The organism is Mesorhizobium sp. BAC0120 (assembly GCF_033542235.1).
Classification (GTDB): Bacteria; Pseudomonadota; Alphaproteobacteria; order Rhizobiales; family Rhizobiaceae; genus JAWRCU01.
Map to the genome: position 1 here is coordinate 1 of NZ_JAWRCU010000027.1, position 12,276 is coordinate 12,276.

At 60.2% G+C, this 12,276-nt stretch carries 8 protein-coding genes; 5 read left to right on the top strand and 3 right to left on the bottom strand.

The features are described from left to right. Positions 1 to 399: 399 nt before the first annotated feature. Positions 400 to 2,559 carry a mechanosensitive ion channel family protein gene (locus tag SAZ10_RS31505; protein WP_318613473.1) on the top strand — a complete coding sequence of 720 codons (2,160 nt, stop codon included), beginning with the start codon at positions 400 to 402 and terminating at the stop codon, positions 2,557 to 2,559. Between the two features lie 23 nt (positions 2,560 to 2,582). Here the strand turns inward: SAZ10_RS31505 and SAZ10_RS31510 are convergent, their stop codons facing one another. Beyond that, positions 2,583 to 3,326, bottom strand: coding sequence for a FadR/GntR family transcriptional regulator (locus SAZ10_RS31510; RefSeq protein WP_318613475.1), 744 nt, complete (start codon positions 3,324 to 3,326; stop codon positions 2,583 to 2,585). Between the two features lie 272 nt (positions 3,327 to 3,598). On the opposite strand from SAZ10_RS31510, the gene SAZ10_RS31515 reads away from it, so the two are divergent. The 4 genes from SAZ10_RS31515 to SAZ10_RS31530 all read left to right on the top strand — a co-directional run bounded on the left by SAZ10_RS31515 (position 3,599) and on the right by SAZ10_RS31530 (position 9,496). Further along, the gene (locus SAZ10_RS31515; protein WP_318613476.1) at positions 3,599 to 4,522 is read left to right on the top strand and encodes a sugar ABC transporter permease; all 924 of its coding nucleotides are present in this window, start codon (positions 3,599 to 3,601) and stop codon (positions 4,520 to 4,522) included. Continuing rightward, positions 4,519 to 5,361 (top strand): carbohydrate ABC transporter permease, encoded by an 843-nt coding sequence (locus SAZ10_RS31520; protein WP_318613478.1) that lies wholly within the window; start codon positions 4,519 to 4,521, stop codon positions 5,359 to 5,361. The genes SAZ10_RS31515 and SAZ10_RS31520 overlap by 4 nt, the downstream gene beginning before the upstream one ends. A 67-nt stretch (positions 5,362 to 5,428) precedes the next feature. After that, on the top strand, positions 5,429 to 6,721 hold the full coding sequence (locus SAZ10_RS31525; RefSeq protein ID WP_318613479.1) for a sugar ABC transporter substrate-binding protein: 1,293 nt from the start codon (positions 5,429 to 5,431) through the stop codon (positions 6,719 to 6,721). Positions 6,722 to 6,793: 72 nt separating this feature from the next. Continuing rightward, complete coding sequence (locus SAZ10_RS31530; protein ID WP_318613480.1) at positions 6,794 to 9,496, top strand: sugar-binding domain-containing protein; 2,703 nt, start codon at positions 6,794 to 6,796, stop codon at positions 9,494 to 9,496. 65 nt (positions 9,497 to 9,561) lie between these two features. On the opposite strand, the gene SAZ10_RS31535 is transcribed toward SAZ10_RS31530, so the two are convergent. Beyond that, positions 9,562 to 10,779, bottom strand: a complete 1,218-nt coding sequence (locus tag SAZ10_RS31535; protein ID WP_318613481.1) for a hypothetical protein — start codon at positions 10,777 to 10,779, stop codon at positions 9,562 to 9,564. Between the two features lie 236 nt (positions 10,780 to 11,015). Next, entirely contained in the window at positions 11,016 to 12,233 is a 1,218-nt protein-coding gene (locus SAZ10_RS31540; protein ID WP_318613483.1) for a hypothetical protein, read from the bottom strand. Positions 12,234 to 12,276: the final 43 nt, after the last annotated feature.

The following is a 12,276-nucleotide window of genomic DNA, read 5'->3' on the forward strand; positions in this document are numbered from 1 at the left end:
CCCTGAACTTTTGCATCCTGCGGTCCTGCAGCCACGTCGTCCGGTTCATCGACCCGCCTCCTCACGGAGACAGAAAACCGGACAACTCGTGTGCTACCTAACCCGGACAACTCATCTGCTACCGACACGAGAGGCCGCAGGTTCTCGCCAAGGAGTAATATCGGCCGTATAATCCTAGAGCAGAACACCGCGAACACGGAACGGGATGGCGCATATCCTCGTCACCTTTGGGGGGAGCCGGCGCCAGGCGTTGATCTGGGTCAATTCCCTCCAGGGCGATTATGTGAAGTTGATCAGGAGCGACGGCTCACTGGATCGGACGATTGCATGCTGTCCGCTGAATACGTCGGGACCAGCCACGGACCCCGGATGAATAGCTGACGTGGCGGGACAATAGTGATGCGCGCTGCGGTTTTCGCAACACTGATGCTCCTCGGGGGCGCGCTCCCGTGCCAAGCTGAACCGGCGCCGGTTAGCGAGCAACTGCCGCCTCACGTAGATCAATTCCTCTCGCTTCTCGCCAACCCGGATGTCCAGAAGTGGCTTGAGACCCACCGAGCGCCCGCGGGCTCGGTCCCTGTCCAGCCGGCGCAGAGCGAGCCTTTTTCGCATCCGCTGGCCGATCGTGTCAGCGCCGTTCGCAGTCATATTTACGGTCTTGCGAAAGCGTTGCCGACGCTGCCCAACCAGTTCAGAGCGGCCGGATCGATCCTTGCGGCCGATATCGAAAGCGTGGGATTCGCCGGCCTTTTCGGACTGTTCGTCGTGCTCGGCGTAGCAGCGTTCGGCGCTCTGTGGCTTTATGATCGCGGCACGAAGCAATTCGTATCGCTGGCAGCGCAATTGCCAATCACGACGAGGCGCGAATACCTGATCGCACTTCTGGTCCGGTTTGGCCATGAGTTGGGGCGCATCGCAATTCTCGCCGCGGCCAGCATCGCCGTTTTCCTCGCCCTGGAGTATTGGCCGCCGTTGGTCGAAAAGATCGTGCTTGCCTATTTGCTGGCTCTGATCCTCGTGTTTTTTGCCCAAGCCGTCCTCCGTGTCCTGCTGTCGCCGCCCGATACGGTTTCCGCAGACCGCGCCGATGCGCTGCGAGTCGTACCGCTGGATGGTTCGACGTCGGCTTTCTGGACCCGGCGGCTCACCGCGGTCGTCATCATTGTCGCGCTTGGTCATGCGACCGCGCTATCCCTGTATCTCATGTCCTTCTCGGTAGAGGCGCACGAGATCGTCTCCTATTTGTTCGGGCTGGCTTTGCTCGCCGTGGGCATCAACACGGTAAGGCGTGCGCTACGGCCGACAGCTGCAAACGAGCAGCAGCGAAACGAGGCCTGGATCAGCGGAAAGACCTATTCGGGCTTCCTCTCGGCTTATTTCGTTGCACTGTGGTTCCTATGGGCGGTTGGTGCCACAAATCTTTTTTGGCTGGCGGCAATTGTGGGCGGACTCCTGTGGTCGATCTCGATCACCGAACGGAGTGTCCTCAACGTTCTCAGCAAGCCATCCGGCTCCGCAGGTGCTCTGGATGCCTCGATTCCTGGTGCAGCGCTCCTCACTCGCGGCATACGCTTCATCCTTATCATTTCAGCCCTGCTGTTGATTGCCTGGGCCTGGGGTATCGACCTGGTCGCACTCAGCGCAGCTGACACTCCTGCGACCCGAGCCGCCCACGGGATCATCACCGCCCTCATGATCCTGCTGGTGGCGGATTTCATCTGGATGCTGGCGCGGAGCCTGATCGACAGGCAGATTGCCAAGGCGGCCAGCCTGACAGGGGATCCAAGCGCGGCAGCGCAGCACGAAGAGCGGCTCAGCACACTTCTACCCGTGCTGAGAAACGTGCTGTTCGCCACGCTGGCAGCCGTTGCCATACTCATGGCCCTTTCCGAATTGGGCATCAACATAGGGCCACTCATCGCCGGTGCGGGCGTCGCAGGAGTAGCAATCGGATTTGGCGCCCAGACGTTGGTCAAGGACATCATCAGCGGCATGTTCTACCTGCTCGATGATGCATTCCGGGTCGGGGAATATATCGAGAGCGGCAGCTACAAGGGGACGGTGGAATCCTTCAGCCTACGGTCTGTGAGGCTGAGACATAGTCGCGGGCCGATCTTCACCGTGCCCTTTGGAGTACTAGGTGCGGTCCAGAATTTGAGCCGCGATTATTCGATCGATAAGTTCAACCTGACCATTACCTACGATTCGGACCTGGAAAAGGCACGCAAGCTCATCAAGGCGATCGGACTTGAACTCGCCGACGATCCCGAGCTCCAACCGATCACTATGGAGCCACTCAAGATGCAGGGCGTTGAGAATTTCGGCGACTACGGAGTCGAACTGCAGTTGAGTCTCAAGACCAAGCCCGGTCAGCAGTCTGTCGTTCGTCGCCGCGCACTCGTAATGATAAAAAAGGCATTCGACGAGAACGGAATCAAGTTCGGCTCGCCGATGATGCAGAGCGCCGGCTTCACCGGAATTCAACCCGAGACAGCGGCATCCGCGACCCCGGTAGAACCTGCGGCTAGCACCGTGGCTGTCAAGCCGGCTGCTGCATAGCGGCAGGGTTTTCGCGATCTGCTCTATCGCCGGATGCGTGGAGGAATGCTCGACAGTCCGAGGTCCACAATCGCGATGTCGAGGAGCCGCGCCATGGAAGCATAGGCGCCGTCGGCGTCGCGCAGACGAATGCGCTCGAGCACTTCGCCATGGTTCGGGAGCGAGGCGCCCGGTTCGCGTGCTCGCTGGATCGTGAGACGGAAGGAATAGGCAAGGGCGGCGCCGATCATGGTCGACAGTTTCTGGAAGACGACATTGTGGCTCGCCCGCAGAAGCGCTTTGTGAAAGTCGATGTCGGCCTCGTTGAAGGCGTCGAAATCGAGGGCGGCCAGGGCTTCGCTCATTCGCTCGTAGGCGCTCTCGATGACGGCGATATCGTTCTCGGCTGCGCGCAATGCCGCGAAGCGTGCCGCTGCCGGCTCGATCACCTGACGCGCCTCGATCAGGCTGAGGACGAATTCCGCGCTCGGTTCGAGCTCCATCGACCAGGCGAGGAGCTCCGGATCGAGCAGGTTCCATTCGTCCCGCGGCCTGACCACGGTGCCGGTGCGCGGGCGCGGCGTCACCAGCCCTTTGCCGCTCAAAACCTTGATCGCCTCGCGTAAGGCGCTTCGGCTGATCTTTAGCGTTTCGCAGAGCTCAGGTTCAGGCGGCAGCAATGTTCCCGGCTTGAATTCCTGACTCAAGATGCGTTGGGCCAGGGTCTTGACCAGCTGTTGGTGAACGCGCGGCTTTACCAGCGTCCTGGTGGCTTCAGCTATCGCCATGCTGTTCGTCTTTGCTGCTGCGCATCCCGGCGTTCGCCACCATGGCACGGATCTCAGTGACTTTCACGATGCCCTCAAACATCTGATGAATGATCCAGTAGGATAGCTGACTATGGCCGTCAAGGCGCCCGCAATCCATATAAAATCTCGAAAATCTGGCGACACAGACTCCAGCAGGCGTGTTGACATCGTCGAAAACATCAGATTATTTCTTCCCCGAGTGGCTTTTGTAGCGCATCAGCGCTGCTGCGATCATGGAGGAGCGCAAAGTCATGGCGGCTGACGCGCCGAACGCGAAGCAGCGATACCGCGGCCGGAAAAGCCACGGCACCTTCTACCTGACCGTCACTCCCTTCTTTGCCATCTTCACGCTGTTCTCCATCTTCCCCGTCGCATTCTCCCTCTATCTTGGTTTCAATAAGTGGGATGGTTTCAGCGACCCGGCCTTCGTCGGCCTGGAAAACTATGTGCGGGCGCTGAGCGATCCCGTTTTCCAGAAGGCGATCTGGAACACGCTGTTTCTCTGGTTCTGGTCGACGCTCCTGACGGTCGGGCTCGCCCTGGTACTGGCCGTGCTGATCAACGAATATGTCGTGTTCGGCAAAACCTACTTCCGGATGGTTTTCCTGATGCCGCTGCTGGTGGCGCCTGCTGTCGCCGCGATCATCCTGCGCATTTTCTTCACGTCGAACGGAGGCCTGGTGAACCTGTTCACCGGGGCGCTCACGGGCACGCCGTCCTATTTCGACTGGCTGGGTTCGGAGTTCTGGATCAAGCCGCTGGTCGTCCTCCTGGTCGTCTGGAGATGGACCGGCTGGCATATGATCATCTTTCTCGCCGGCCTGCAGTCGATCCCGCGCGACATCTATGAGGCAGCGCGCATAGATGGCGTAGGGCGCTGGGCGATCTTTTCGCGCATCACCGTGCCGCTGCTTCTGCCCGCCCTTGCCTTTTCAATCATCACCGCCACCCTCGGCGGATTGCAGATGTTCGACGAGCCCTATGTGCTGAGCCAGGGACTGGGCGGTACCGACAACTCCGCAACCACAATCGGGATGTATCTCTATGCGACCGCGTTCACCCAATTCAATTTCGGCCTGGGCGCTGCCGTCTCCTGGTACATTTTCGCGGCGGTCGTGGCGCTGACCGTACTCTACCAGGCGGTCACTCGCCGCCTGGCCGGGGCGACGGCGTGAAGGGCCTACTCGCCAATCGCGAGCGCCGTTTCAACGTGCTGGTCACGCTGGCGCTTGTCCTGCTGTCGGTCTTCTTCCTGCTGCCGCTCTACTGGACCGCCGTGTTCGCGACGCGGACCCTATCGGAGGTGTTTCAGTTCCCGCCGCCATTCTGGTTCGGCGGGAATGTCGTTCAGAACTACCTGAACATCGCCAACGTCTATCCGCCCTTCCGTCCGGTCTGGAACAGCCTTGCCGTTGCTGTCCCCAAGACGATTGGGCTCGTTTTGGTAAGCGCGCTGGCCGGCTATGGTTTCGCGCGCTACGCGCGGGCCCCCGGCCATAAATTCCTGCTGGTGATGGCTTTCGCGACGCTGTTTTTTCCGCCGTCGCTGGCCCTGATCCCCTTCTTCCTGCAGATGAGCTGGCTGGGCTGGCTCAATACCTTCTGGCCGCTGATCGTGCCTACGCTGGCGTCGGGCTTCGGCGTCATCTGGATGTATACCTATATCGGCACCACCATTCCACGCGAATTGTACGAAGCCGCGGAGATGGACGGCGCCAAGGGTTTCGCGACCTTCTTCTTCATCGTGCTGCCCATCATCCGGCCGGGGCTCGCGGCGCTGAGCGTGTGGACCCTCATCAGCACCTGGAACGACTATCAGTTGCCGCTGGTGGTGTTGGGTGAGGGGACGCGCTTCACCGTGCCTTTGGCGCTGACCATGCTCTCGGAGACGCACTACTCCGACATGCCCGCTGTCATGCTCGCGACGCTGATCGGGCTCGTGCCGGTCTTCATTCTCTTCGCATTCCTCAGCCGGCAGTTCATCGCCGGCCTGACCTCGGGGACGGTCAAATGAAACCGTAGTCCCAGTGGATTCTATCGCCGTCCAGGCGCAACACCCGGAAAAAGTGGAGGAACCGACTATGACGAGCTGGATGAAGGCAAGCGCGGCCGCATTCGCGATCGGGTTTGGCGCAATGCTCTCCCCGCCGGCCGAGGCCCAGAATGCCCCCGATACCCAGATCTCAGGTACTATCAGCGTATGGACCTGGCCGAACAACGACCGGACCTTTGCGGCTCTCCTGCCGACCTTCAACAAGGCTTACCCCAATATCAAGGTGGAGGTGCAAGGCTTTCCGGCCGCCAAGATGGCTTATCTCAACAACTTGCAGCGGGGAATGCTGGGCGGCAGCGGCCCCGATGTGGCGATGATGGAAATCAACATGATGGCGCTGCTGCGCGATCGACCTCAGTGGGAAGACCTCCGGCAGGCACCTTACAACGCGGGCGAATTCATTTCCAATTTCGCTCCCTTCACAGTGGCGAACGTCACTCTTCCTGACGGCAAGATCGTCGCGTTGCCGAAGCATACCGGCCCCGGCGGGCTGTTTTATCGCCGCGACATCTTCAAGGAAGCCGGGCTGCCCACCGACCCCGAGGAAGTCACGAAGCTGCTTTCGGATTGGAATGCTTTCATCGATGTCGGCAAGAAAGTGGCCAAGCCCAATGAACGTTGGATGCTCGCCAACGGCGAGGAAATCGTCCGCGCCATGATGGCGCAGAAAGGCGTCAGCAATTTCGATGCGGAAGGCAATCTGCAGTTCGACAACCCCGTGTTCCACGACGCGCTGGAGATCGTCAAAAAGGCGGCTGATGCGGGCCTGATATCGCCGTTCGTGGCCTGGTCTCCAGAATGGCAGGGCGCGTTCGGCAAGGGCCAGATCGCGACCGTGATGTACGGAAACTGGTTCGGCGGCCTGCTCAAGCGCGCCTATGCGACCGCGGATGCGGGGAAATGGGGAGTGGCTCTGGCTCCGGCTTCCGAAGGTGGCAGCCGGTCGTTCAACAGCGGCGGCGATTATATCGGCATCCTGAAGACGTCCAAGAACAAGGAGGCGGCCTGGGCCTTCGTCAAATGGCTCGTCACGGACGGTGAGAGCCTCAAGCAGCAGTATCAGAGCGACGATCTCTATCCGGCATTCACGCCGGCAGGCTCTTCCGACTGGATCAACTACAGGGATCCCTACTATGACGGGCAGAACGTCAACGAGATCTTCGCGCCCGTGCAGGCACAGCTGATCCCCTCCACGCTCAATCAGCTGGACTCGGCGGCGACTCTCGCGCTGCAGACGGCGATCGATAATGTCGTCAAAGGGGTGGCGACGGTCGATGAGGCGCTCGCCCAGGCGAAGGCCGAAGTCAAAGCCAAGATGTAGCACATCCCTGCTGGTTGCGGCGGCGGTCGCCTTGTGCCGGCCGCCGCCTTCTACCTTTTCATAGAGGCTTGCATGCTGTTCTCAATCCCCCTCGAAGGGACCTGGTCATTTGCGCTCGACCCTGAAAAACGTGGCGTTCGCGAACAATGGTTCAAGCACCCGCTGGACGACACCGTCGCTCTTCCCGGCAGCGTCGACGAAGCCAGAAAGATGCCGCTCACCGATGAGCGCACCATGGCACATCTCAGCCGCCGCCATCCCTATGTGGGGCAGGCCTGGTACGCTCGCGAGTTCGAGGTCGGCGCGGAGGCCGATGGCCTCTATCATTTCCTGGCGCTCGAACGTCCCCATGGCGAGGTGAACCTCTGGCTCGACGGCTTCAAGGTCGGCCGTGACGAGAGCCTCTCGACCGAGAACCGCTTCTTCCTCGGCGCGCTCAAGGCCGGCTCGCATCAGCTCGTGATCATGATCGACAACGACCGCTTCGAAGCAGTCGGTGAGGCCATTGTCCGCCAGAATATGATCGATGTCGCCCATTCGACGACTGACCACACGCAGACCAACTGGAACGGGGTGGTGGGATATCTGCGTATCGAAGCCTGCCGCGCCTCTATCGCCCGTCTCGACGTCTTCGCTCCGACCCGAAATGCCAGAGTTCGGGTCGAACTCGAGGCCTTCGATCCCGACATCCGCTTCCCGACCTATTGGACCGAACAGGCGCATCATCAGCTTTCGCTGAGCTTCGATCTCAAGGGCCGCCGCGAGCCGCTGGTCATCACGCGCGATCTCGAGATCGGCAGCGCATATACTCCGGTCGAGATCGATGTCGCACTGCCGCCCGAGGCGGCGCTATGGGACGAGTTCGATCCGGTGGTGCACAGGGTCACCGCCGAGTGGCTGCGCGACGGCATCCTGCAGGACCGGCGCAGCACGAGTTTCGGCATCCGCTCCTTCATCGTCGAAGACAAGCGGCTCAAGCTCAACGACCGGCCCGTCTTTCTGCGCGGCACGCTCGATTGCTGCATTTTTCCGCTGACGGGCTACCCCCCAACCGATCACGACGGCTGGCGCAAAGTCTTCGAAACGGTGCAAGCCTATGGTCTCAACCATGTCCGCTACCATTCCTATTGCCCGCCCAAGGCGGCCTTCGAGGTGGCGGACGAAATGGGCGTGCTGCTGCATGTCGAAACACCGGTCTGGCCCGTTCTCGGTGCCGATCCCAATCTCGACCGCTATATCCATGCCGAGGCGGAGCGGATCGTCCGCGACTACGGCAACCACCCGAGCTTCGTCATGCTGTGCGTCGGCAACGAGGTGCATGGCGCGCGCCTTCACGCGTTCCTCGAGCGCTTCATCGAGAAATGGAAGGCTGAGGACACAAGGCGGATCTACACTGGAGGTTCAGGCTGGCCGACCACGATGCGTGCCGACTATGTGAGCAAGCCGGAGCCGCGCAACCAGCGGTGGCTCGACAATCTCGAAGGCCGCCTCAACGCCCGTCCGCTCGAAACCCTGACCGATTGGAGAGACTGGCGCGACCAGGTGCCCATGCCGCTTGTTTCTCACGAAACCGGCCAGTGGTGCGTCTATCCAAATATCGAGGAGATCGAAAAATATTCCGGCGTCGTCGAGGCGCGCAATTTCCTGATGGTTCGCGACGATCTCGAAAGCAAGGGCCGCCTGCATCTCGCCCGCGATTTCCTGCTCGCCAGCGGCGCGCTGCAGACCAAGCTCTACAAGGAGGAGATGGAGGCGGCGCTGAGAACCCGAGATTGGGCCGGCACTCAACTGCTCGGCCTGCAGGACTTCCCGGGGCAAGGCACTGCTCTCGTCGGCGTCGTGGACGCATTCTGGGATGAGAAGCCTTATGTGGCGCCTGAGCAGTTCCGCGAGTTTTGCGCGCCTTTCGTGCCTCTCATTCGTGCCGGAAGCTTCAGTCTCACCATGGGAGAGTCGTTCCAGGCCCTCGTGCAGCTTGCGCACTACGGACCACACGACCTCGACGGGGCGGCACTGAGCTGGAGTCTCAACGACCGCAGCGGAACAAGTGTCGCGTCAGGGACGCTGGCAGCGGGGGCGCTGGCGACCGGCCATCTGCACGACATCGGACAGATCGAGATCGCAACCGATGGCCTTGCCTGTCCCGCCGAATACGAGCTCATGGTCGAGCTTTCAGGCACAGGGTACCTCAACCGCTGGTCGCTTTGGCTATTCGAGCCAACCATCGCCGGGACGAGCCTGCCTGCCATCTCTTCTCTCGACCAGGCGTGCCTGGAGCGGATCGCGGCTGGCGAGACGCTGATCCTGATGCCGGAACCGGACCGGCTGAAGCCGAATGCCGCCCTCGGACATACGACCATCTTCTGGAACACGCTCTGGACCAACGGTCAGGAGCCCCACACGCTTGGGCTGCTCAATGATACCGCGCATCCGGTTCTGCAGCGATTTCCCGCACGTACTCATTCGGACTGGCACTGGTGGGAGCTGACCTTCCGACGGCGTGCCTTCGATATCGAAGGCACGCCATTCAGGCCGATTGTCCGGGTGATCGACGACTGGAACTCCAATCGCGACCTGGTGCTCGTCGCCGAAGCCGCGATCGGCCACGGCCGTCTCATTCTTTGCGCGGCCGATCTTGCATCTTGTCTCGATGATCGGCCGGTTGCACGCTCGTTCCGCAATGCGCTTGCGGACTATGCAGCCAAGCCCTCCGCGAAAGTGCCCGAGCTGACGGCCGGCGCCGCCAGGGCATGGTGGGAGAGGATCCGCGCATGACCGCCATCGAGCTGAAGCATGTCAGAAAGGCTTTCGGACACTGTGAGGTCATTCACGGCATTCATTCAAAACCTCGCTTCAAAGGCCGCATTCAAATTCTGCTTCAGGCGTTTCGGCAAAATCTGCTTCAGGCGGATTGGCAAAGCCTGCTTCAGGCGCGTCCCAGCCTGTCGTACTGCCATACGGCGACGGCTCCGCTTGATGGCAGCCTTGAGCGGATCAACCCAGTATTCTTGAGCGCCACGATGGTTCGCGTATGTCAGAATGTCGTCGAGATATGCCAGCTGCACTCCATTGCGCGCATTGATCCGTCGGATTTGTCTTGGGTTGGGAGCTTCGGCCAAGGCTTCAGGAGGGGAGAGCCCGGCAGCCAGGAAGTTGAGCTTCGTGCGAATGCACTTTTCACAGCTGCCGCAGTTTTTTCCCGTTTCCACATCCTGCCAGCACACTCTTAGATTGCTGACCGCCTCAGGCCAATTGGATAGAGCTGCTACTTTCTCGGTCCTCGTAAACCCGGCGCCGTCGTATACGACCTCGAAGCCTGGCGTCGACAGCATGGGAAAGCTTATGGGGTTCGAACCCCAAGGTATCACGAGATGTGCATAATCTTCATCCGAACCAATCAAGGCTGAGCCGACCGATCCTTCCCAATTGCGTAGGCACGCGGTCAGACCTGCCCCGAAATCCATTTGCCAAGATCGACAACCTACGAGTCGCCAGTTCGTCGCCAGCCGGACCAGAGGCACTCCGATGGAACAAAGTGTCTCAGAGGCCCGCGAAAACGCGACCTCGTAGGCGGCGTTCTTTTGCAAAGGAATATCGAGCCCGTGAATCAACGTCGCGCAGTGGATGGAGCGACTTCGCCGTCCGGCCTGCCTGCGGTGATGACGCCAGAGAGTGAACGAGCCGTCGACACCGCCCGAAAATGCAGCGACGGCGCGGTCACGCCGTTCGAGTGTCGGGCTTGGCGACACCTCCTCGCTCGCGCTCACCGTAATGCGCTTGTACAGGTCTGACCGCCACAACACCCAGCATGTCACGAGCTCTTCAAGCCCTTCAAGCAGAGGTAAGGAAACCGGGCCGTCAATGTGAAGGTTGCGGCCTTCCCACATTGCCCGAAAGACCATTGCGATCGCAGCCAGATCGTGAGTTACCAATGGCGCGGGCAGCGCATCGACCGGTCCGTCGATGGCCCACCATATTTCCTCGCTGCTGAACCTGACCTTACGCCGAACTCCCCCTGCGCCGCGCTCTTCAGTCAGCCGCACATTCAGCGTTTCCATGTCCAACTCCGATTTAGAGGCTCACCTGCTCAAGCGTCACGTGGCATGCGTTGCGGAACAACTACGATGAGGGCATTGGATCGCGACAGATCGGTTCCAGCCGTTAGACTAGTAATAGGATTTTAAAACGGCCGAATCCGACGATAATGGGGCAATTTTGCGACTTTGATAGGGCTCACTCTATATGGGGAAATTCTCCCGACATCCGACAATGAGAGGTCATCTATCTCATCTATTCAAAACATCGCTTCAAAGGCCGCATTCAAATTCTGCTTCAGGCTTTTTGGTAAAATCTGCTTCACGCTCATTGGCAAAAGCTGCCTCAGGCGTATTCCACGTTGTCGTATTGCCATGCGGCGACGGCTCCGCTTGACGGCAACCTTGAGCGGGTCGATCCAGTATTCTTGAGCGCCACGATTTTTCGCGAAATTCAGAATATCTTCGAGAAGTTCCAGCTGCACTCTGTTGCGCGCGTTGATCTGTCGTATTTGTCTTGGGGTGGGAGGTTCGGCCAAAGATTCTGGAAGGGGGAGTCCCGCAGCCATGAAGTTGAGCTTCGTGCGAATGCATTTTTCACAGCTGCCGCAGTTTTTTCCCGTTTCCACATCAAGCCAGCACACCCTCAAATTGCTGACAGCCTCGGGCCAGTCGGATAGAGCTGCCGCCTTCTCCGTCCTCGTAAATCCAAGACCGTGGTAGATGATCTCGAAGCTTGGCGTCGAGAACATGGGCAAGCTCACAGGGTTCGAGCCCCAAGGTATTGCGAGATGTGCGTAATCTTCACCCGAACCGATCAAGGCGGAACCGACCGATCCTTCCCAATTGCGTAGGCACGCGGTAAGGCCGGCGCCGAAATCCATTTGCCAGGAGCGACAACCCACAAGTCGCCAGTTCGTCGTCAGCCGGACCAGAGGCACTCCGATGGAACGAAGTGTCTCAGAGGCCCGCGAAAACGCGACGTCGTAGGCGGCGTTCTGTTGCAAGGGAATATCGAACCCATGAATGAATGCCGCGCAATGGAGAGAGCGGCTTCGCCGACCGGCGTCCTGGCGGTGATGACGCCAGATGGTGAACGCGCTGTCGACGCCGCCCGAGTAGGCAGCAACGGCAAGGTCACGGCGTTCGGGGGCCAGGCTTGGCGCCAGTTCCTCGCTCGCGCTCACCGTAATGCGCCTGTACAGGTCTGGCCGCCACAACACCCAGCAGGTCACGAACTCTTCGAGCCCTTCGAGCAGAGGCAAGGAAACCGGGCCGTCGACATGGAGATTGCGGCCTTCCCACATCGCCCGAAAGATCATTGCGACGGCGGCCATATCATGAGTTGCCATTGGCGCGGGCAGCGCATCGGCCGGTCCGTCGAAAGCCCACCATATCTCCTCGCTGTCGAACTTGACTCTACGCCGAACTCCCTCTGCGCCGCGCTCTTCGGTCAGCCGCACATTCAGCGTTTCCATGTCCACCTCCGATTCGACTTGGGCTCACATTGGCCGAACTTCA